We start from the raw sequence: 20273 nt of genomic DNA on the forward strand, positions 1-20273 counted from the left end.
GTGCAGAGCCTCCTGCCCGTGGCCCTCGCGGCCTCCGGCGTCCTCAAGACGAACCAGTTGGGGCCGCTTTGGACCCCACACCTTCCGACCGGCGCATCACGGAGCGCTGGTCGTCAACAGCCCCATGAGACGCCGGCGCCATTTCCGCCTTCGGCTCTTCCCTACCCGCAAGGAAACAGAAATGACCACAGTCACCGACCCGTCAGCCATCGACTCGATGCCGTTCGACCCCCACTCGGCACGTCTCGTCGAGGCGTTCAGAGGCGCTCTGGTCCGCATGCGTGACGGAGAGGACCTGACCGTCGAGGACCTCGACACGGCAGCCGCTCTACTGCTGATGGTGCAGGCGACCAACGGCGACTCACTGGCAGCCGAAGTCATGCCGCTGTTCAGGCAGGTGTTCCAGGGTGACGAAACCGGAAGCCACCGGCCGGCGACGGCGACATCACCGAGTCACCCGACATACTCCGACCCCTTCCATAAAGGATCGTTGTGACCAGCATCGCCATTGTCGGAGCCGGCCCCCAGCTCGGCCTGGCCATCGCCCGCACCTTCGGTTCCCAGGGCTACGACGTCGCCCTGATCGCCCGCAACCGCGCCAAGCTCGACGACCTCGTGAGCACTCTCACCGCCGAGGGCATCACCGCCGCAGCGTTCCCGGCGGACGTACTCGACCGCGATGCCCTCACCCGGGCGCTGAAGGACGCCGCCGCAGAGTTCGGCGGGATCGATGTCCTGGAATACTCCCCGTCGGCCGGGCTCGACACCATCGAGGCGACTACCCCGGCCGACACCGAACCCACGCACGTACAGCACGAGATCGAGTTCCAGCTCTACGGTGCCATCGCCGCCACCAAGGCGGTGCTGCCCGCGATGCACGAAGCCGGAACGGGCACCCTACTGTTCACCACCAGTGCCGCCTCCATGAACCCCCAGACGCCGACCGCCCCGATCAGCACTGCCACGGCCGCGCTGCGCAACTGGGCGATGAACCTGCACAAGGAACTGGCCGTCACCGGCATCCAGGCCGCTCACATCGGCATCGACGCGACGATCGGCACCCCCACCTTCTACGGACAACCACGGGCCACGGCTGACCAACTCTCCCTCCTCCACTGGGACCTGCACACCACCCACCGCGACCGGTCCGAGCGAATCTTCAGAGGCTGACCCAGGGCTGATCGTCCTGCCACGAGCACCACACACCCCAAGTCGTCCCAGCATCCGCCCGCCGAGGAGACGCCATGACCTACGCGCGCGACCGCGAGATCAGACCGTGGCTTCCGCCGCTCCCATGTGGGTCGCGTTCCGCCGTCCGAGCACCGCGCATGCCGGATGCGGGGGCATCTCACACGTGGAACCGCCAAGCCATGCAGACCGGTCCACAGGTCGACGAGGGCATCACACGCGTCTTTCAGCTCCTCGGAAAGCGCTGGACCGGCCTCATCATGTCCGTGCTGATCACGGGACCGACGTACTTCGCCGACCTGCGCCGGGCGATACCCGGAATCAGTGAGCGCATGCTCTCCAATCGCCTGACCGAGCTCGCCGCCACGGATCTCGTCGTGCGCACGGTGGCGTTGGAGCCCGCGCTCAAAGAACTTGCGAAGTGGGCGAAGACCCATCTCCCGGAGCGGAGTCGGCCGACCGTCCGCTGAACCCGTACTTCCAGGGACGGCGGCAAATGACCAGAAGCCACTCGGCGATCGGCGATCGGCGATCGGTGTGGGGCGCGGCGGAGGCGGGTGCCGAGGTGACCCCAATCCGGCAGCCACGATCATCTTCGGCGCGCCCACCTACATGGGTACCGCCTCCGCCGCCTCCATCATCGGAGGCGAGTTCATACAGCTCCACGGAACGTGGATCCGCACCTGCTGAACCGGACTATCGCTCACACCAACGACAACCCGAGTTCAAACTCAGTAGGGCAAGCAGAGGGCACGCCACCCCGAATTGGACTAGACAATAAACAACCCCCAGGCCGCTGACCTGGGGGCAAATTCTGGAGCGGGTGACGAGAATCGAACTCGCGCTCTCAGCTTGGGAAGCTGATGTTCTACCATTAAACTACACCCGCGTAAGACGCCGGTCACAGCCGGTGTCGGAACGCTCCGTCACTCTACCTCATGCCAGGCCCCGGGCGCTGAAGCCCTGGGGTCTGAGTGTGTTTCGGGGGTGGGATCCGGGTGCGGGGGACCGGAGTTGGGGCGTACGGTGGGGGTGCGGAAGAGGGACCGGGCGGGGTCGGAGTGCCGCCTGGAGGGTCGTCCCGTTCGTCCCGTAATGTGGCTTTCAGTGTCCGGCGAGCAGCAGCCGGACGCGGCTCTTTGGGGAAGGGACTCTAGGACTTGATGGAGCGCACCGTCGTCCGTTGTGCCGATGGGCACGTGTTCAGCACCGCTTCGTTCCCGATGCAGCAGGCCGAGCGGCTCGGTCCCGGGCGACTCGTCCGGTGCCCTCGTTGTGCCCGGTTGCGAAGTGTCGTGCCGGTGATTCTCGAGAAGCGGTAGGCAAACCGGCCAGTCAGCGGCCCGGCGCGTGGAGTCGTCCCGATTGTGGTGGCTCCGCGCGCCGTGCGTATCCTCGGGACGTGCTTCTCTCAGACAAGGACATCCGGGCCGAGATCGACTCCGGGCGCGTACGGATCGACCCCTACGACGAATCCATGGTGCAGCCGTCGAGCATCGATGTACGGCTCGATCGGTACTTCCGGGTGTTCGAGAACCACCGGTATCCGCATATCGATCCGTCCGTCGAGCAGGTCGACCTGACCCGGCTGGTGGAGCCCGAGGGCGACGAGCCGTTCATTCTTCATCCGGGTGAGTTCGTGCTCGCCTCCACGTATGAGGTCATCTCGCTTCCCGACGATCTCGCCTCGCGGCTCGAGGGGAAGAGCTCCCTCGGGCGGCTCGGGCTCGTCACCCACTCCACCGCCGGGTTCATCGACCCCGGGTTCAGCGGGCACGTGACGCTCGAGCTGTCCAACCTCGCCACGCTCCCCATCAAGCTCTGGCCCGGGATGAAGATCGGCCAGCTGTGCATGTTCAAGCTCACCTCGCCGGCCGAGTCCCCGTACGGCAGTGAGCGGTCCGGGTCCCGGTATCAGGGGCAGCGCGGTCCGACCGCCTCCCGGTCCTTCCTCAACTTCCATCGGACCCAGGTATGAGTGACACGGGCGTGGCTCGGGAGAACCTGACCTACGAGCGGTTCGGGGTCGCCGTCCGCGAACTCGCGCAGACGATCGCCGACGACGGGTACGTACCCGACATAGTCCTCAGCATCGCCCGCGGGGGCGTCTTCGTCGCCGGCGGGCTCGCCTACGCCCTCGACTGCAAGAACCTGCACCTGGTGAACGTGGAGTACTTTGGGCTGGCTGCTTAGCACTCGGTGTCTGGCCATGGCAAACGGGCAGGTGAGGCGATCTGTAGGGCTAGTTTGATCTTGCTGTTCGTTTGCGTTAATTGTCGCTGATCATGGTCCGTGTGCTGAGCTGGTGCTGACCGCCCAGCGCCCGCGCATCCCGACCCGGGGCGTCTGACGTCTCGTGCTGGTGCAGCAGGCGTTCACTCCGCAGCATGTGTCGGCTGCCGTGTCCGTCCGGGTGTCGGGCTGCGCAGTCGGACGGTCGCGGAGCGCATGCCTCGGCGATCGCGTGCGTCGCAATGATCTCGACGTCCGTGAACCCGCTCGCTTCCAGTCCTGCGCTGTACTCCGCGTAGGAGAGAGCGCCCGTGACGCAGCCCACGTGGTCGCCGCGTTCGGCGTGTTGGGTCGGTGAGTCGTCGGCGACCACGTCGACACGCCGATCCGGCCGCCCGGTTTTGAGCATGCGGTAGGCCTCGGCGAAGACGGCGGGCTTGCCGGTGGACAGGTTGATCACGCACTTGGAGATCACGACGTCGATGGTGTTCGCGGGGAGGGGGATCGCCTCGAACGTGCCCTTGAGGAACTCGACGTTCGTCGCGTCAGCCTTGGACCTCGCTGCCTGGCAGAGCCAACTGCGCCGGCCGCGGGTATTAGGAAGGGACGATCCGGCAAGCTTCACGCTGGGCTGTGGTTCTCCGCCACCTTGCGCGCCGCTCTATTCGCTTGCCTCGCCTCGGCTTCGGTCCGATCCTGGAACGTCGTCTCCACCAACTGAAAGATGATCATGAACGAGATCTGGGTGAACGTGGGCGGCGTGAACAACGCAGCCCGGTTGGAACTCAAGGCAGTGCACGGCACCAGCGGCCTGGGCGTGATGCAACTCCGCTTCCAGTTTGAGGCGTCATGTCGACATGACGCGTCAGCGCAACGCCCGATGTGGTTCGAGGGCAAGGTCAACGCCGTCGGCCTTGGTACGTCGAGCGGCTACCTGGGGCGGTTGGCGGTTGAGTCCTCGCCCGTCACCCTGCATAGCCTCGCAGCGACAACGACGTTCGTCCTCGTTGTCGACCTCGACCACCGGCAGCTCCAGATCATCGAGGAGCACCGCACGGGTGGGATCAAGTTCAACCTGGAAGTCACCGGTACTGCTATGAGGGATGGCAACCTCGAGCGTATTGGCGTCGGCAGCATCGAGTGTGAGGTCAGCCAAAGCAATTGGGCGGCGATCCTTGAACAGATGCAGTACCGCCGCCTGCTCCTCATCGAGATCGATGCACCAGATGCCACCCGCTCGGCTGAGTTTGCCGCCGCTATGGACTACTACCGGGACGCTGAGAAGCAGTACATCAAGCAGGAGTGGCGCCTGACGGTGGAAGCGCTCCGTCAGGCCCTCGCGGCGGTCGTCGGTAAGAAAGCCGAGGAGGAGGACGCGGCGGCAGATGTTCAAGCGGCAGCTAACGCACTCCGTAAGGAGTCCAATAGGACGAGCGTTGGCTACCCGCTGCGTGCCGAGCAGGTGCGGCGTGCCCTCAAGTTCATGTGTGACCTGGGGGCGCACCCGGAAGTAGCAGAGACGGCGAAGGCCGATGCGTACTCAGCCATCTTGATGGTCGGAGGCCTGCTGCACAGTTGGCAGCCGGTGACGGCTCGGATCACGTCGCAGACCTCCTCCCAGGAGGGCGAGCCGACCCAGGCTCCATCGTCGGCGAGTGTCTGAACCGTCACTTTGATCGCAACCGCGGGCTGTCTGTGTGCGGGTGGGGCCACCTCAAGCTCGTCCCATCTCCCTCATGCCACCGGGTCGTTAGGTGGTCACCATGGAGGTTCAATACTTAATTTCAACCCGACGCATTCCTGCCGCCCGACTCTCATCGAAAATGCCATCGATGATCGAAGAGTCACCAGGGGCAATACCTCCTCCGTAGATGTTTACAGAAGGGTGCACTCCCCGCGCATGGAGCGCCTCGTTTAGCTGCGCCTCCACAGATTTGGCGCGCAGCCTCGCAAGGCTCTGGCACCTGGTGATTGTGACGTCTGGAGGATCGGCAGTGTAGCCGACGAGAGCGATAGAGTTCCGCAGCGAAGAATTCCTCACGGCATCAGAAATGGCTACCGCCGTCTCATCGATTGCTTTCTTTGCGCTGGGAAGTAGATCGGAGGAATTCGCCGCAAACTGTACGGCCGTTGGCTCCTCTGGCCCGAGCGGGTATTTATATGCGTGATCTCGAACAGCCTGTTTCAGAACACGCTCAATCTGAGAGCGCAAGCGAAGCGCCTTGAGCTCGTGTTCCCGCTTCTTCCTGAGGTGCTTCAGAACCAACCTCGTGTAGTATCGAAGATCATCCTGCTCAAGCGATCCGTCGCAGAATGCAGTCCAAAAAACTAGGGCATTTGTTATCAACATAACGAGTGACACAAGAACGGCCAGCAGCGGGGTAAGGCGATAGTCACCACTATATGTCCCCTCGACGAAAATGCGGATCGAGAGCGACACAAATATGAAGATGAGAAGTAGGGCGATCGCCGTCAGCCCGATTCTTGCGGCAGTCGGAATTTCCGTCCACCTCAGGTCGCGATCATGAGTTTTATGGTCGCGCAGATTATGGCCAATTTCATACAGTGCGAAAGTTGAACCATAAGTTGGAAGCAATGCGACAACTAGGGCGAGAGCGAAGGTAAAGCCACTAGGATTCGCCAAGTCCACATTGAAGACCGATACGGTGAACCAGAGCATTATGGGAAAGTCAATGACTGCGGTGAAAATCCAGACTAGGACCTTGACCCACCGTGCCACCAGCCTGTGACGGCGACTGCCATTGCCTTCCTCTTGCCCAATCTGCTTGGCAATTGCGTCACTGCAACGCTGGGCTTCCGCTACGGTCATTACGCCGCCGCGAGCCCCAGGCACCTCGACAGCGAATGCTCCATCGGCAAGACGCTGATGCTGTGCCGCTTGACCTTCGAGCCGGTCAAGATGAGCGGCCGCGTGCGAAGAAAGCGGGGAAGGCGTGTCACTAGGAGTCATGGCGCTGCTCGACTCTCATGCTGTGATCAATAAAGAATCTCAACACGCCGCATCTTTGCGGCCTGCTTCTCATCGAACTTTCCGTCGTCGATGGACGAGGTCCCAGGGGATATTCCGAGGCCAACGGCCTCTATCCTTACCCGGATCCCACGCTCATTAAGTGCTTTGTCAAGTGCTTTGGATACGGCGTCGGCTCGCTGCTGGGACAAACGCTTACATCCGGCAGCAGTTGAGCCTGGAGGATCTGCTGTGAAACCGGTGAGCTTAATGACCGACTTCCGCTGGTCCTTGCCGAATTGATCAGCAATCTTGTCCGCAACCGATTCGATGGTGCTTTGCGAGCTGGGTGGCAAAACGGCAGAATTTCCAGCGAAACCCAACAGGGAATCAGAAACAACCAACTTTCTTTCTCCGTGCGGCCCTTGAATGGACTTTATCGGGTCAACCGGAATTATGGGCTCTGGAACCGTTGCCGCAGGGGGCTGCTTGTCACGAGGCGAATTATCCACACTGCAAGGCTGCGCTCCCGAGGCAGTGCAAATGCTGAGCCAGTATCGTTCCAATGTGTCCCTGATCGGCTGCGGCAAGGTTGGCTGTGCGCCGGCGGTTTCACCCAGCCCGCTGAATACAACGTGCCACCCAGACAGTTGAGGTAGCAAGTCGCGACTCTTCAATTCTTTCACCAGTTCCTTCACCTCCTTCTGCCAGGTGACTTGACGCAAATCCACTGCACCTCGCGTACTCAGCCCGCTGCTAATCACTACTAGAGTACGCGGGGTGTCGGCCGAATCGTTGTAAGCGCGAACAGCCAAAGAGATGCCCTCTAGGAGATCCATTCCAGCAGTGCTTGCTTTCAGGTCGTTAACGGCGTCAGTCGCTTTATCGAGGTTTTCTTTGATCAACTTTTCGCGCCTGGCATCGATGTTCTCTGTCTGTCCATTTCGCCGGAGCGGGGTTAGGTGAACGACGGTTCGAGTCGGAGATTCCGATTCAAATATGTCGGCTTTTCCTCCGGACTCGCTCTCGGCAATCCCCTGAAGCGTCTCCCGAATGCCGTCGCTGAGCGTTGGCGTCGGCTCAGTGGCGGTCCCAGTCGAAATCACAACCACTTGCTGTTCCGGTTGCCCCGACTTACCCGCGCAACCGACTTGCCCTCCAGCAACCATTCCAATGATTGCTAGGGGTGCAACCGGAAGGAACCGGCTGTACCACCAAACATGCTTGGATGTACGTTCCATGCTGGCCCCGCATGCTGGAACTTCCACCAGTTAAACCCATCACTCGGCACCGTCCACCTATTTAACGCGACAACTATTATGTAGTTGCGAGGTGAACGAGTGTCCAGGCCGGGTTTCTCCTTTAGGGGACGTCTCATCGCTGAGAGTTCGCCCCTGCAGCGGAATACGTCACGAACGCCCAAATGTTTGCGCTTATCTTCCAGCTTCTCACCGGCGCACTTCCTTTGCATCCGCAGCATCCACTTTTCGGGGGAGAGGCGCCCTCGTCTGTCCGCAGGCCAGTCGGTACGGTCGTTGTCGTGTCTGGCGTGCGTCGGGTTGGTCACCCGTGGGCGTGCGCTGGTTGATCGCGCGCGACTAGGGGAGCTGGTACGGGCATGGCGGTTGACGCTGCTCGGGGATCGGAAGAAGCGTTCACGTCGGTAGGGGCGACGCGTGTGATGGTCGGCGCTTGCCGGGTGGTCGGGCTTGATGCCGCTGGCGCGGAGTTGATCAGGTTAGGGGAGAACGCTCTCTTCAGGCTGGCCTCGGTGCCGGTGATCGTGCGTATCGCCCGGTCGATTGAGTACCTGCCGTCGGCGCGTAGAGAGGTTGCCGTGTCTCGGTGGCTGGCGCGTGAGGGGTTTCCCGCGGCTCGTGTGGTCGACGACCTTGAACAGCCGGTCGTGGTCGACGGGCACCCGGTGACCTTCTGGCATCTGATCGTTGAGGACGGCCGAGCGGCTACCTATGGGGAGTTGGGCGCGGTCCTGCGGGATCTTCACTCGCTGACGCTGCCGGACGGCTTGGAGCTACCGCAGTACGACGCTTTCGGGCGTTCGGACTTGCGGCTTGAGCGGGGGGTCGGGGTAGCGGATGACGATCTCGACTTCTTGCGCAAGCGGGGGCAGGAACTGAAGGAGCGGTTGGCGGGGTTGCGGTTCGAGTCGTCGTTGGGGCCGGTGCACGGGGATGCTCACACCGACAACCTGATGGTGGGTCGGAATGGCGTCGTGTATCTGATCGACTTCGAGAACTTCTGCGTTGACCACCCCGAGTGGGATCTTGAGGTAGCAGCGCACGAGTACGACCGGCTGGACTGGGTGACGGATGAGCAGTATGGCGATTTCGTGGGTGCATACGGACGTGACCTGAGGAAGTGGCCGGGATTCGCGACGCTGTGTGCTATCCAGGAGTTCAAGATGACTACCTGGCTCATGCAGAACGTGACCGAGGGGGAAGAGGTGGCGGCGGAGTTCGCTCGGCGGATGGCGTCGTTGCGAGACGAGAGTGCACCGCGCCGGTGGCTCCCCTACTGAGGGCATAGCGCCTACTCGTCCAAGCTGGCCAGTGCTTCGGATACCCGGTTGTTGAATTGCGTCACGATCGGCACTCCTGCGTGGGTACTGATTCCTTGCTGAAAGTCGGTGACGTAGCGAAGGAATCGGGTCGATTGCAGGGATTCGCCTTCGTCGACTGCCTGTGTGGCTGCGACGATCGCGCTGTCCAGGTCGCCGTTCAAGATGTGGCTCTCCGCGAGTACCATGCGGCAGAATCCCAGCGTGCGCGCGTACTGAGGGTCTGTCTTGGCGACGGCTTTTTCGGCGAATCGGAGTGACTCGGCGGGCCGCTTGAGGTCGCGGAAGCAGTGGGAGAACTCGCCGATCAGTTCCGCTTCGTCGAAGTATGCCAGCCATTCGGGGCCGTCGGCTGCGGCTCCCTCGAAGTGGCGTTCTGCCTCGTTCATCGCGCGTGACGCTCCGGAGAGGTCTCCGGCACTGGACAGGGCGCGGGCCTCATGGATCGCATACATGGCCTTGGCGCGTGGCGTTGCGCTGCCCTTGGCGCCTTCGACTGCGGATCGCGCCAACTGCAAGGCGCGTGACGTCTGTCCCAGGTAGTTCGCCTGGTGGCTGAGGTTGGCCAGGACGGATGCGCCGAACATCCGGTCGCCGGTGACCTGGGTGAGTCGCAGGGCATGGAGGAGATAGCGGTTCGCCAGTCCGTGATTCCCGATGTCGTATGCCATCCATCCCAGCACTTCGGCTGTCTCCGCCGCCACCGTGAAGAGGGCATGGCCGACCTTTTCCGAGTAGCTGGCATTCAGGAGGGGTAATACCTCGTGCCGGAAATAGTGTCTTAATGCCTTGTGGCCGTGGCCTCCGCCATACAGGAAGTCCAGGCGCATGAACATCTCGGTAGCGGTCTGGATCGCGCGTACGTCGCGCATGCCGACTCGCTGAGACTCGTGCCTGTCGGCTTGCACTCCATCGGGCCGGGCCACCATCCAGGACAGGACAGCGGCGTTTATCTCTCCGTCCGGGATGATCAGAAGGCTGGCCGATTCCGGCTCGGGGCGCTCCTCGGAGAGACCTTCCAGCGCGGTCAGGGCGTCTGGCAGAACGGCGGCATACGCAACTGGCTGGGGTACGGCCGGCTCCGGGGCTCCGAACAGGCCGAGATCTCCCGGAGTGATGCGGCGTCCCAACTTGGAGCCGAACACGTCCGCCATGATTGCGGCGGCCTGCGCCCGGATACCCGCTCCATCCCGCCAGCGCTGTACGGCGACATGGGTCGTTCCGAGTGTGCTGCCGCGCTGCTGCGCGAGATCTCGCATGCGCTTGGCGAGACCCTTGTTCGAGAACCCGGCCTCGTCCATGAGGGAGATCAACTGCGCGTTCGGCTCTCGGCTCATGCTCCCCTGCCAACCCGAGAATGACGATGAGTCACCATCGTGTCACACCGTTTGAACCCGGGGGGTTCAAAAGCGAACCCCCGTCGCATTTGCCGGTGTTCATGTGAACCCCCTGGTGAACACTCCCGGCTGAACCCCTTGCGTCGTTCACTGGTCGCACAGATCGGCGGACTGCGGAGTCCGTCAGTGTCCGGGAGGGAACGCGGTGGAAGCACAGCAGAGCAAATGCGCAGCGAACACCTTGGCTGTGAGATTTCCTCGTCGCTCGGTCCACGATCCCGGCGCGGGGCATTTCCGGAGAATGACGCTGTACGCCGAATCGCCGGACTGTGCCAAAGCGGCGCGGGACATGCTCGGTTCGTATCTCCAGACCTGGGGGTTGGCGTACGCGGTCGACGCGGTGCGGCTCGTCGTGTCGGAGCTGGTCGGCAACGTTGTGCATCACGCGGTCCCGGACAACGTCCTTGCGCGCCCTGGTGCCGGACGTCGTATCGACGTGTCGGTGGTGACCTGGCCGGAGCTGCTCGTACTCGGTGTACGGGACGAGGACTCGACTCCTCCCGACCTTCCCGCCGGAGAGGTCGTATCGCCCGAGCTGGCGGGCGGCTTCGCTGAGGCGCTGCTGCCGGACAGGGGCCGTGGGCTGCTGATCGCTCAGCGTCTGGCGGAAGCGGTGTGGTGGTCGCCGGAGCGTGAGGGAGGCAAGACCGTCTGGTGCCGCTTCGACCTCGAACAGCTGTGGGCCGAGCATTCGGCCTGACTGACGCCGGCGCGTCGCCTCCTCGTGCTCCCTCGCGATCGGGAGTCGGCGATGCGCCGGTCACCGGCTGGAGTTGACCGCTTCGGCCGGGGAGCGCGGCCCTTCGAGGGCTCGTTGTCTCCCCTCCCGTAGAGGGGCCGCGCTTCACAACCTCATACCGAGACCGGGCCACCCCATCAGCCCTGGAAAGCGAAGGGTGGCCCGGCTGGGGACACTGCGATCCCCGGTGCCAAATGGTACCGGGGTCGCAGTGCTGCGTCTGCTTCTGACCCTGGAATCAAGGGAGTTGACGACCAGTTAGGTTGAGGTGAGCGAAGGTGCCTGACTTCGGTGAGGACTGGCTCAGGGATGGGCTGGACGACATCACAAGCGTGGAGTCCGCTCTGTGGGTTCGTGGCGTCGACTACATGACGGGTTGGCGTATGGCGCGCGAATCCGCTGACCGACTGAACCGGGCGTTCCTCGGCGCGGGGTTCGAACTCTCGGAGGCGCGGGCCGTCGCCTCGACGGACGAGAACGGGCGCGGGGTCGTGCGTCTGGCGGGCCGGCCGGGCGCGGTGGATCGGCTTGCCGGGCTTCTGGAGGCGCTCGCTGATGGCGACGGTGGTGCGCTGTGAGGTGTCTTTCCGTTGGTGGGTGGCGCGCGTGGGCACGCCGGCGACCCCCGGCCACCCATGCCCCGGCCCTCGACGGCCGGTCGACGCTTCGACCCCTTCGGCTGGCTGCGGTGTGGGGCGTCCGGCGCTCGGCCGGGACCGGCGGCCACGCCGCACGCCCGGCCGGGGCGGCCGGGCGGCCCGGCGCGCCGCAGGCGCGCCCTTGAGGAAGTGAAGACTGTTTCGACCGATTGCCGTTCGCGGTCATGCCGGGCGGCGTCGGGTGGGCTCCTTGTCGGCGGTGATCCGGTAGCCGAGTGCGGCGCGGTCTGCTCCGATGCGGAGTTCTTCGAGGATCAGGGCCTGGTCGTCGGTGCCGCACGTCACGCGGGAGACGTGCAGGACCGGGGTCGCGTCGGGCAGGCGCAGCGCGGTGCGCTCGTCGGGCAGCGGCATGCGGGCGCGGACCGTCTCGGACCACCACAGCTTGTGTCCGGCCTTCGTCAGCAGCGCGTACACCGTCGCTGGTTCGGTGTCCGGTGCCTCGGCGAGAGCGGGTACAGCCTCGGCGGTGGTGAAGGGGATGAGCGTGCGGTGCATCGCGCGCGCCCCGGTGGCCGGGTCGGTGAGCAGGCGGTCACAGCCGAACAGTGCGTCTTCCACCTTGAGTTCCAGCTGGTGGGCTGTGGTTTCGGTGGCGTGTGTGCGGTAGGTGGTGGGTTCTTCGGTCTGTTGCCAGGCGGCTACGCCGTACAGCGTGAAGCGTCCGGCCGGCGTCTTGCCGACGTAGCGGGAGATGTCGGTGGCGGGGCCGCGGTCGGCGCGGACGAAGCTGCCCTTGCCGTGGCGGACGTCGATCAGCCCTTCCGCGCGCAGGGCGGCGACCGCGTTGCGGACGGTCGGGCGGGACACCTGGTAGCGCTCCATGAGCTGCGCTTCCGACGGCAGGGGAGCGCCGGGCTCATGTTCGCCGGACAGGATTGCTTCGCGGATGGCGGCGGCGACCTGCTGGTAGAGGGCTCCGGGGCGCTGGATCTCCGACATCTGGGCATCTCCGACGGGTCGGGGTCATAGGCACGTCGCACGCGCGGCGTCACTCGTCAGCATAAGTAGTTGCGCACTCGCCGTACAGCACCACACACTCATCACTCGTAAGGACAAGTGACGTCAGTATCAGACTGGCGTCTCAACTGGCCAGGGAGGCCGAAGAAATGCAGTCCATTCCCGTGGACACGACACGGCTCGGCGTACTGCGGTGCGCCATCGCGCCGGAAGTGAAGATCAGCAACTCCGAGACACAGGAGGTGAAGAAGGACCGGGACGGCAACCCCGTCTACACCGTGGCCGTCACCGTGCGGCAGGACCGGCGGCGTATCTCCGTCATCGAGATCGCCGTCAGCGGCGAGCCCACCGGCATCGAAGAAGGACAGATCGTCAAGGTCACCGGCCTGACGGCGTTCATGTGGTCGATGGGCGACCGCCACGGCGTCAGCTTCCGCGCCGACGCCATCACCCCCGTCCGCACGACTGCCGCGCACGGCAAGGGCGGTGACGCGTGATGGGACCCATCGTGCTCGCCTTCGCCCTCGCCGTGCTGGCCTGGATGCTCGTCGTCGGGGACCTGGTGCGTCGGCACCGGCCGGTCTGGCACTGGTACCTCGTCGGCTACCCCGTGACCGCATGGCGGGTGGTGTTCACCTGGCGACGCGTCGCCGTGCTCAACGACCTGGCGGTGTCCCGGCTTCCTGCCCGTACCCTCGTCGGACACCTGCTCGTCAAGGGCGACCCGGTGCGGCCGGTGGCTCCGCGCTGCTCCTTCCCGCGCGTCACTCCGATGGGCCTGACGCTCATCATCCGGCTGCACGCGGGGCAGACCCCGGCGACCTACCTGAAGGCGGCGGACGCCTTCGTGCACGCCTGGAGAGTGCACGCGGTACGGGTCACCTCGCCGGAACGTGGGCTTGTGCTGCTGACAGCCATGGCCCATGACCCGCTGGAACGGCCGGGCTTAGTCACGGCCCCGGCCGAACTCCTCTCCGCGTTGATCGGCGCACTGGAGACGGGCGGGGCGTGGGTGATGAACCTGCGCCTGGTCCCGCACTGGCTCATCACCGGGGCCACCCGATCCGGCAAGTCCACCCTGATGGCCCGGCTCATCACCCAACTCGCCACACAGCGCGTCGCCCTGGTCGGCGTCGACTGCAAGGGCGGCATGGAACTCGGCCTGTTCACCGCACGGCTCAGTGCGCTGGCCACCTCACGGCGTGAGGCGGTCGCGGTCCTCTCCGCCCTCGTCGTCGACATGCACGACCGGATGAGCGCCTGCCGGTCGGCCGGGGTCCGCTCCGTCTGGGAGCTCCCGGACAAGCTCCGCCCGGTGCCGGTCGTGGTCCTGGTCGACGAGATCGCGGAACTGTACCTGTCCGACGGCACCCGCGAGAGCAAAGCGGAAGCCGAACAGTGCTCCACACTCCTGCTGCGCCTCGCCCAGCTCGGAGCCGCCCTCGGCATCCACCTGGTCGTGGCCGGCCAACGCGTCGGATCCGACCTCGGCCCCGGCGTCACCGCCCTGCGCGCCCAGCTCGGCGGCCGTATCTGCCACCGGGTCAACGACCCCGGCACCGCCGAAATGACCCTCGGCGACCTCAACAAAGACGCCGTCGCCGTCGCCCAATCCATCACGCCGGAAGAGCGCGGGGTGGCCGTCTGTACCGGCCCGGACGGCGGATGGAGCCGCGCTCGCTCCCATCTCACCCCCACCGATGAGGCCGTGGCCACGGCACGGAAGTACGCCGCGATGACCCCGGACCTGCCCCTCGTCGGCCGCGCCCTCGCGGCGCTGAAAGGAGACGGCAAGTGATCGGCGAAGGAACGGCGTTCACGTTCGCGGTGATCTTCGGGATCATCACCGTCCTCCTCGTCCGCTCCCGCGACGTCCGCCCCTGGGAAGCCGTCTGCGTCGGCCTCTTCGGCATCTACCTCGGGCAGACCCCCGTGGTCTTCACCATCCACGGGCTCGTGACCTGGTTCATCAGCGGCTTCTCCCACACCTGAGCAGAGAGAAGGGACGTCCCCCCATGCCTATGCCTCGCGTGAGGTGCCCCCACTGCAAGGGCGACGGAGCCCGTAAGACCTGGACCGGAAGGATCCGGCGCTGCCGCGTCTGCCGCGGTACCGGCACCATCCGCTGAACCCCACCACACCCCTCCACACAGGGAGTGATCCCCATGACCCACCTCGCACCACCCACCCACATCCGTGCCGCTGCGGCGGCTCACCCCGGAAGGTCACCACCATCACCCCGCAGTACACCCCGGCTGACAGGCGCGCTGCCCTCGACCGCGCGGCGCGCCTGCGTCAGCTCCCCGAAGCCGACCGCGACGCAATCCGCATCGCCCAAGACCCCAAGTTCCCCCGCTGGCTGGAACAGATCACCGCAACCGGCGGCTGCTCCCATCCCGTCCACGTCTCCGGCTCCACCACCACCCTGGACGGAGCGACCGGCGAGATCCTCCGCCACTACGACACCCGCAACGAACCCGGTGAACGCCTCCTCGTCCGCTGCCGTAACCGCCGCGCAATCATCTGCCCCGCATGCTCCCGCCTGCACGCAGGCGACACCTTCCACCTGGTCCGCGCGGGACTGATCGGCGGCAAGAACGTCCCCGCAACCGTCCGCAACCGGCCTCGACTCTTCGTCACCCTCACCGCGCCCTCATTCGGCCCGGTGCATCGTGCCGGCGAACGCTGCCGACCTCGACGCGACGGCGACACCTGCGAACACGACCGCCCCCTCGGCTGCGGCACAGTTCACACCTCGGACTCACCCGCCGTCGGCCAACCCCTGTGCCCCGACTGCTACGACCACACAGCACACGTGCTGTGGCACGCACACGCCTCCAAGCTGTGGGACCGGTTCGTCATCGACGTCCGACGTCGCCTCGCCTCCTCGGCCGGCATCGTGCAGTCCCGCTTCGCCGCTCACGCCCGGCTGTCCTTCGCCCGTGTCGCCGAGTACCAGAAACGGGCAGCCGTCCACGTTCACGCCGTGGTCCGCCTCGACGGCCCAAACGGACCGACCGACGAACCCCCGCCCTGGGGCACCGCTGAGCGCCTGACTGCTGCGGTACAGGCCTCCGCGAGGCGGGTCCTGGTCCGCACCCCCTACAGTCCCGCCCTCGGCGAGCACGCCCTCAACTGGGGCGCACAGATCGACATACGCCACCTGCGCCCCCACGACGACGGTCCCGACGACGACGCGGTAGCCGCATACGTCGCCAGATACGTCACCAAGGGTGCGGACGAGACCGGCGCCGGCACCGACCACAAGGTCACCACCTGGGACGACATCGACGCGACACCAGTGAGCGAACACGTCCGCACCCTCATGCGGACCTGCTGGCGACTCGGCGACCTCCCCGAGTACGAACCCCTCCGCCTCCGGGCCTGGACCCACACCCTCGGCTACCGGGGCCACATCCTCACCAAGTCACGCGCCTACTCCACCACCTACGCAGCACTCCGCGCCGAACGCGCCCACCACGTAGGTCACATCGACATCCCAGACGCGGTCACGGATGACGGCCTCTCGGTTGCGGGCGAGGTCTTCGGCGATTCCGGCGGCGATGAGGGCTGCGCCGGGGGTGTGGCCAGAGCCCGTGTAGCGCCAGTGGGCACTTCTGACACCTGCTCAGACGGCCGAGTTCCTGTCGGTGTCCCTGAACACGCTCTACGGCAACTGGAGGGCGTGGGGGCTGACGGCATACCGCGTTGGCAAGCATCTCCGCTTCAGAGAAAGGGACTTGGAAACCTGGTTAACCCAGCACGTCGTTAATTAGCACGTCTAGAATATTGGTGCTGAGTCGCCAGGAGAAGTAGGGAGAACCTCGTTCATGGGCTCGATCATCAAGCGGTGTGAGTGTGTCGTCACGGCGTGGGACCGGTGTCCGCACCCCTGGGTAGCTCGCTGGCGGGAGCCTGGCGGTCGCTCGGGACGGCAGCGAGAGAAATCCTTCGAGTCGGGGGCGACCGGCAAGAAGTTAGCCGTCAAGTGGGAACGGAAGGTCGAACGCGACAAGGACACCGGGTCGTACATCGACCCTGAGCAGTCCAAGCGGACGTTCGCTGACGTCTGGGACGAGTGGCTCAACGCGGGGTCGGACGAGGGTCAGTTGGCCGTCTCGTCACGTGCGCAGTACGTGAGCATCTACAAGAACCACTACGCAGAGTTCTTCGGCCCGCGTCCCATCGGAGCCGTCACGGCAAGCGATATCGCCAGGTGGGAAACGCTCCAGAAGGAGAAGGGGTACAAGCCTTACGGGATTCACACGCGCAAGGTCGTCCTCGCCTCGCTCTTCAAGTACGCGTGGTCAGCCGAGATCATCCCGCGCAATCCGTGCAAGAAGGCGGAAGCGCGAAAGCGCAGGGTATCGGCGTACCGTCCGATCGATCCGTCCGAAGTGCCGACGACCGGTGAGGTTGAGGCGATCTTTGACGAGATCAAGCCGTACTACCGCTCGGTGGTCTGGAGCATGGCGGGGTGTGGACTCCGAGTAGGTGAGGCGTTGGCGCTGTGCGAGCAGAAATGGGAGCAGAGCACTGGCTTCGTGACGGTCAACGCTCAGCTCTCCACCTTCGGCGCGAACGAGGGCGCGGGACGCGGAACGGCTATTCGGGATGAGGTGAAGTGGTCCAGGACCGGCCGCAAGGTCCCGGTTCCGGAGATCGCTGACGAAGCGTGGCGCGCCCACATCGCCACGTATGGCACCTGGGGCGACGAAGGATGGTTCTACGAGTCTGAGACGTACGCCAACCGCTTCCCGTCGCGGACGACCTTCGCCGACCGGTGGAACAAGGCGACTGACGATGCGGGGCTGAAGCATCGGGGGTTGACTCCCAAGTCCCTCCGGCACTACTTCGCCTCGGTGGCCATCGCGGCCGGCGTCCCACTTCCGGAACTGGCCGTATGGATGGGGCACGCCAGTAGCAAGACCACCGAACAGGTGTACATCCATCTCCTCCCGGGCGCGGAAGAGCGGATCAAGGGTGCTGTGGCGCGGGCCGTCGCCCGTGATCTGTCCGAGTCGCTCAGCCGGATCCGCTCGGCGTAGGGGTGCTGACTCAGATCCTGTTCTGAACTCTGAGGATGATCAGGCTCCTTTTCGCCAGCGTCCGCCAGCCGAAACCTTAGGCGCGCTAGGGCGACGTGCCCGGGACTCACTCGATAATTACCACGTGAAGGCTCCTCTGGTTCTACCAGAGGCCACACGTGAGTGCGGCCGGGGCTCTGGGTGCCACCAGAGCCCCGACCGGGCGTGTGGGCGTTGAGGTGGGGCCGGCCGATCATGTGCCGGTCGGACCCGCTTCGCGCAGGCCGTGACTGTGCCGTCCGGCCCCACATGTCTGGTCCGCGCTATCGCGCGAACTGAGCCAACAGCCCTACTAGCGCGGTGACCGCGCCGAGTACAGCAGTGATCATCTGCGCCCGGGCAGTCGGGTCGAGCTGCCTACGTCGACGGGGCTTGGCCCGCTTCTGCATGTTCACCTCCCTCCGAAGTCCAACGGACGGTCCGCCCAGCTCTGACTCAGGGCGGCCACGTCCACCTCACACTCGATGGCCACTGGCACACCATCTCGCGCACCCCAGCGAACCCTGGCGAATAGTCGCCCGGCCACTTTTACCGGGCTACTGTCAACTCAGCCGAGAATCTGGGGGCTTGACGTGAGCAGGCAACCCAACACCCCGCCTTACGGACTTGTTCGGCCTTGCCGACTGGTCCAAGGGTGAACTCGCGCGGCTGGTCAACCGGGAGGCAGCGTCCATGGGCCACCCCCAGCTGTCGACCGACACCTCCCGGGTGCGGCAGCGGATCGACACCGGAGGGATTCCGTGCGATCCGGTGCCGCGGGTGCTGGCGGCTCTGTTCACCGAGCCTCTCGGCCGTGTCACGACGATCGAGGAACTCGCTCTGGTCTGGCACGGAGTACAGGGAAGCGGCCTGGCGGCGGGAGTGCGGAACATCCCGACGGTGTGCCGTGGGCGCCCGAACGGACTGCCGCGGTCCTCACCGAATTCACGGGAATGGACCTCATGCTCAAACCGACACGGCTTGGTGGGCGTGGGGGCCGCGCTCGTCGGATTGCACCGCAAGTCTGTCGTGGGACAGCTCAACGCGGTGGGAGGTATGTTCTCCCACCGCTGCCCCGAACATCTCCAGCGGCCCCTGTGGGGCGTCGCCGCCGACCTCGCCCGCTGATCCACCCCTGACAGATCCAGAAGGCGGGCTGAGCAACGGGAACTCGGCACAACCTGTGCTGAGCAGGTGCTGAGTTGAGGCGCGATCGTCGGGCATATTGCCTGGTGATTGCGCCTCTGAACTTTAACGTGGAGTTCTACACCGGGGTGGGGACGACCCTCGAGATGCCCGTCATGCTCGCGCCCGTCCCGAACGTCATCGACTTCTCCGACAAGAAGGTCCTGATCACCGACGACGTCGCCGACACGGGCAAGACGCTGAAGCTCGTCCGCGACTTCTGCCTGGACGCCGTCGCCGAGGTGCGCAGTGCCGTCATCTACGAGAAGTCGCACTCGCTCGTGAAGTGCGAGTACGTATGGAAGCGGACCGACGACTGGATCAACTTTCCGTGGAGCGTCCTGCCGGTCGTGCGTAAGGCGGGCGAGGCTGTCGTGCCCTCCAAGGAAGCCCTCTAGCCGGTCGCAAGGAAGTCCTCTGGCCGGTTGCAGGGAAGGTCTCCAGCCGGTTGTAGGGAAGTCCACCGGTCGGCCGTGTGACGTGGGGCGGGGCCGGCCGTTTCCGGTGTCGGCCCCGCCCGGTCAGGTCCGGGGGATTCCGTTCCTCCGCGTCACTTCACGCGAATCTCCCTGACGCCGTAGCGCTCGAAGTCGTAGATGCGGTCGTTCAGTCGGAGGCCGTCGATCGCGCCGATCCACATGAAGTCCCGTCCCTTGCCCACGGCGACCGAGTAGATGGTCGGCCTGGCGTTGAGGGTCCGGAACGAGGCCTTGAGCTGGGTGAAGGTGCACCGCGCGGCCTGGGTGCAGCTCGTCTCGTTGCCGGTGAGGTACCAGTAGCCGGTCTTCGTGGCGTCGAGGAACGGGCTCCAGCCGCTGGTGACCGGGGATGCGTTCGGCACCCACACCAGCGTGGAGTAGTCGTCGGTGGACGTCACGTCAGGGTCGATCTCGAACCTGATGTTCGGCATGTTCGTCGGGCCTCCGTAGCCGACGTTCTCGTTCGTCTGGAACACGTGGAAGCCCACTTGCCGCACCCGCAGCACCTGTTGGCCGAAGAAGTCCACTTCATTGCCGAAGTCGACCTTCTCGCTGGGAGGGGTCAGCGTGGTGGAGTTGTTCGCCACCTCGATGCCGAGGCTGCCTTGCCCGTACGGCGGTCTGGCGGCGGATGGCGTCACGCCGAACGGGCCGAAGGGTCCGTTGCGGAGTTCGGCGACGGGAGAGCCGATCGTGTTGCGGGCGATCACGCCCCAGTGGTCGTTGTGGTTGTCGTCCGTGTTTGCGGCTGCCGAAACCGGAAGGGTCGCGGCGCTGAGGGCGACCAGCAGGGCGGCCACGAGCACCGTTCCCTGCCTCATG

The 20273-nt window shown here is 65.1% G+C and carries 19 protein-coding genes, 1 tRNA gene and 4 pseudogenes; 17 read left to right on the forward strand and 7 right to left on the reverse strand.

Features of this window, described 5'->3' with window-relative positions; translation table 11 throughout:
* Positions 1-181 precede the first annotated feature (181 nt).
* The 3 genes from ACWD4O_RS26350 to ACWD4O_RS26360 all read left to right on the forward strand — a co-directional run bounded on the left by ACWD4O_RS26350 (position 182) and on the right by ACWD4O_RS26360 (position 1658).
* On the forward strand, positions 182-496 hold the full coding sequence (locus tag ACWD4O_RS26350) for a hypothetical protein (RefSeq protein ID WP_451283406.1): 315 nt from the start codon (positions 182-184) through the stop codon (positions 494-496).
* Complete coding sequence (locus tag ACWD4O_RS26355) at positions 493-1170, forward strand: SDR family NAD(P)-dependent oxidoreductase (protein WP_451283407.1); 678 nt, start codon at positions 493-495, stop codon at positions 1168-1170. Before ACWD4O_RS26350 ends, ACWD4O_RS26355 begins: the two co-directional genes overlap by 4 nt.
* Positions 1171-1370: 200 nt before the next feature.
* Complete coding sequence (locus ACWD4O_RS26360) at positions 1371-1658, forward strand: winged helix-turn-helix transcriptional regulator (RefSeq protein ID WP_451283409.1); 288 nt, start codon at positions 1371-1373, stop codon at positions 1656-1658.
* 345 nt (positions 1659-2003) lie between these two features.
* Here ACWD4O_RS26360 and ACWD4O_RS26365 read toward each other — a convergent pair.
* Positions 2004-2077: transfer RNA gene (locus ACWD4O_RS26365), tRNA-Gly, on the reverse strand.
* 513 nt (positions 2078-2590) lie between these two features.
* Between ACWD4O_RS26365 and dcd the strand changes: the two genes are divergently transcribed.
* A complete protein-coding gene (gene dcd / locus ACWD4O_RS26370) occupies positions 2591-3166 on the forward strand; it encodes a dCTP deaminase (protein WP_450946308.1) in 576 nt (191 codons plus the stop codon).
* A pseudogene (locus ACWD4O_RS26375) lies at positions 3163-3366 on the forward strand (phosphoribosyltransferase); the annotation flags it as partial. The gene dcd and the pseudogene ACWD4O_RS26375, both read left to right, overlap by 4 nt.
* A gap of 91 nt (positions 3367-3457) precedes the next feature.
* On the opposite strand, the gene ACWD4O_RS26380 reads toward ACWD4O_RS26375, so the two are convergent.
* On the reverse strand, positions 3458-4045 hold the full coding sequence (locus tag ACWD4O_RS26380) for a methyltransferase domain-containing protein (protein ID WP_451283411.1): 588 nt from the start codon (positions 4043-4045) through the stop codon (positions 3458-3460).
* A gap of 99 nt (positions 4046-4144) precedes the next feature.
* Between ACWD4O_RS26380 and ACWD4O_RS26385 the strand changes: the two genes are divergently transcribed.
* Entirely contained in the window at positions 4145-5083 is a 939-nt protein-coding gene (locus ACWD4O_RS26385) for a hypothetical protein (RefSeq protein ID WP_451283413.1), read from the forward strand.
* 108 nt (positions 5084-5191) lie between these two features.
* Here ACWD4O_RS26385 and ACWD4O_RS26390 read toward each other — a convergent pair whose 3' ends face one another.
* Both ACWD4O_RS26390 and ACWD4O_RS26395 read right to left on the reverse strand, forming a co-directional pair.
* The gene (locus tag ACWD4O_RS26390; protein WP_451283415.1) at positions 5192-6250 is read right to left on the reverse strand and encodes a hypothetical protein; all 1059 of its coding nucleotides are present in this window, start codon (positions 6248-6250) and stop codon (positions 5192-5194) included.
* Between the two features lie 167 nt (positions 6251-6417).
* Positions 6418-7629 (reverse strand): OmpA family protein, encoded by a 1212-nt coding sequence (locus ACWD4O_RS26395; protein ID WP_451283417.1) that lies wholly within the window; start codon positions 7627-7629, stop codon positions 6418-6420.
* Positions 7630-8006: 377 nt separating this feature from the next.
* On the opposite strand from ACWD4O_RS26395, the gene ACWD4O_RS26400 reads away from it, so the two are divergent.
* Complete coding sequence (locus tag ACWD4O_RS26400) at positions 8007-8927, forward strand: phosphotransferase enzyme family protein (RefSeq protein WP_451283419.1); 921 nt, start codon at positions 8007-8009, stop codon at positions 8925-8927.
* 11 nt (positions 8928-8938) lie between these two features.
* On the opposite strand, the gene ACWD4O_RS26405 is transcribed toward ACWD4O_RS26400, so the two are convergent.
* Entirely contained in the window at positions 8939-10303 is a 1365-nt protein-coding gene (locus ACWD4O_RS26405; RefSeq protein WP_451283421.1) for a sporulation protein, read from the reverse strand.
* A 205-nt stretch (positions 10304-10508) separates the two neighbouring features.
* On the opposite strand from ACWD4O_RS26405, the gene ACWD4O_RS26410 reads away from it, so the two are divergent.
* On the forward strand, positions 10509-11063 hold the full coding sequence (locus tag ACWD4O_RS26410; protein WP_451283422.1) for an ATP-binding protein: 555 nt from the start codon (positions 10509-10511) through the stop codon (positions 11061-11063).
* 317 nt (positions 11064-11380) lie between these two features.
* Positions 11381-11680: a hypothetical protein gene (locus tag ACWD4O_RS26415; RefSeq protein WP_451283424.1), complete on the forward strand. Its 300-nt coding sequence runs from the start codon at positions 11381-11383 to the stop codon at positions 11678-11680.
* A 243-nt stretch (positions 11681-11923) separates the two neighbouring features.
* Here ACWD4O_RS26415 and ACWD4O_RS26420 read toward each other — a convergent pair whose 3' ends face one another.
* Positions 11924-12703: a GntR family transcriptional regulator gene (locus tag ACWD4O_RS26420; RefSeq protein ID WP_451283426.1), complete on the reverse strand. Its 780-nt coding sequence runs from the start codon at positions 12701-12703 to the stop codon at positions 11924-11926.
* Between the two features lie 167 nt (positions 12704-12870).
* On the opposite strand from ACWD4O_RS26420, the gene ACWD4O_RS26425 reads away from it, so the two are divergent.
* The 8 genes and pseudogenes from ACWD4O_RS26425 to ACWD4O_RS26460 all read left to right on the forward strand — a co-directional run.
* Positions 12871-13218 (forward strand): SCO3933 family regulatory protein, encoded by a 348-nt coding sequence (locus ACWD4O_RS26425; protein WP_409082801.1) that lies wholly within the window; start codon positions 12871-12873, stop codon positions 13216-13218.
* Positions 13218-14519: an FtsK/SpoIIIE domain-containing protein gene (locus tag ACWD4O_RS26430; RefSeq protein ID WP_451283429.1), complete on the forward strand. Its 1302-nt coding sequence runs from the start codon at positions 13218-13220 to the stop codon at positions 14517-14519. The genes ACWD4O_RS26425 and ACWD4O_RS26430 overlap by 1 nt, the downstream gene beginning before the upstream one ends.
* Positions 14516-14713, forward strand: coding sequence for a hypothetical protein (locus ACWD4O_RS26435; RefSeq protein WP_451283431.1), 198 nt, complete (start codon positions 14516-14518; stop codon positions 14711-14713). Before ACWD4O_RS26430 ends, ACWD4O_RS26435 begins: the two co-directional genes overlap by 4 nt.
* Positions 14714-15089: 376 nt before the next feature.
* Positions 15090-16151, forward strand: a pseudogene (locus ACWD4O_RS26440) (replication initiator); the annotation flags it as partial.
* Positions 16152-16371: 220 nt separating this feature from the next.
* The gene (locus ACWD4O_RS26445) at positions 16372-16497 is read left to right on the forward strand and encodes a helix-turn-helix domain-containing protein (protein ID WP_451283433.1); all 126 of its coding nucleotides are present in this window, start codon (positions 16372-16374) and stop codon (positions 16495-16497) included.
* 54 nt (positions 16498-16551) lie between these two features.
* Positions 16552-17769 (forward strand): tyrosine-type recombinase/integrase, encoded by a 1218-nt coding sequence (locus ACWD4O_RS26450; RefSeq protein WP_451283434.1) that lies wholly within the window; start codon positions 16552-16554, stop codon positions 17767-17769.
* A 645-nt stretch (positions 17770-18414) separates the two neighbouring features.
* Positions 18415-18909: pseudogene (locus ACWD4O_RS26455) on the forward strand (hypothetical protein); the annotation flags it as partial.
* Positions 18910-19040: 131 nt separating this feature from the next.
* Positions 19041-19370, forward strand: a pseudogene (locus tag ACWD4O_RS26460) (phosphoribosyltransferase); the annotation flags it as partial.
* A 152-nt stretch (positions 19371-19522) separates the two neighbouring features.
* On the opposite strand, the gene ACWD4O_RS26465 reads toward ACWD4O_RS26460, so the two are convergent.
* Positions 19523-20272, reverse strand: coding sequence for a hypothetical protein (locus tag ACWD4O_RS26465; RefSeq protein WP_451283436.1), 750 nt, complete (start codon positions 20270-20272; stop codon positions 19523-19525).
* Position 20273: the final 1 nt, after the last annotated feature.

It is taken from the genome of Streptomyces sp. NPDC002623, assembly GCF_053592635.1.

What these genes read in the sequence shown, in the direction of transcription:
- ACWD4O_RS26350 (WP_451283406.1), top strand. Translation starts at nt 182, where the DNA reads ATGACCACAGTCACCGACCCGTCAGCCATCGACTCGATGCCGTTCGAC.
- ACWD4O_RS26360 (WP_451283409.1), top strand. Translation starts at nt 1,371, where the DNA reads ATGCAGACCGGTCCACAGGTCGACGAGGGCATCACACGCGTCTTTCAG.
- ACWD4O_RS26385 (WP_451283413.1), top strand. Translation starts at nt 4,145, where the DNA reads ATGATCATGAACGAGATCTGGGTGAACGTGGGCGGCGTGAACAACGCA.
- ACWD4O_RS26390 (WP_451283415.1), bottom strand. Translation starts at nt 6,250, where the DNA reads ATGACCGTAGCGGAAGCCCAGCGTTGCAGTGACGCAATTGCCAAGCAG.
- ACWD4O_RS26395 (WP_451283417.1), bottom strand. Translation starts at nt 7,629, where the DNA reads ATGGAACGTACATCCAAGCATGTTTGGTGGTACAGCCGGTTCCTTCCG.
- ACWD4O_RS26400 (WP_451283419.1), top strand. Translation starts at nt 8,007, where the DNA reads ATGGCGGTTGACGCTGCTCGGGGATCGGAAGAAGCGTTCACGTCGGTA.
- ACWD4O_RS26405 (WP_451283421.1), bottom strand. Translation starts at nt 10,303, where the DNA reads ATGAGCCGAGAGCCGAACGCGCAGTTGATCTCCCTCATGGACGAGGCC.
- ACWD4O_RS26420 (WP_451283426.1), bottom strand. Translation starts at nt 12,703, where the DNA reads ATGTCGGAGATCCAGCGCCCCGGAGCCCTCTACCAGCAGGTCGCCGCC.
- ACWD4O_RS26425 (WP_409082801.1), top strand. Translation starts at nt 12,871, where the DNA reads ATGCAGTCCATTCCCGTGGACACGACACGGCTCGGCGTACTGCGGTGC.
- ACWD4O_RS26430 (WP_451283429.1), top strand. Translation starts at nt 13,218, where the DNA reads ATGGGACCCATCGTGCTCGCCTTCGCCCTCGCCGTGCTGGCCTGGATG.
- ACWD4O_RS26450 (WP_451283434.1), top strand. Translation starts at nt 16,552, where the DNA reads ATGGGCTCGATCATCAAGCGGTGTGAGTGTGTCGTCACGGCGTGGGAC.
- ACWD4O_RS26465 (WP_451283436.1), bottom strand. Translation starts at nt 20,272, where the DNA reads ATGAGGCAGGGAACGGTGCTCGTGGCCGCCCTGCTGGTCGCCCTCAGC.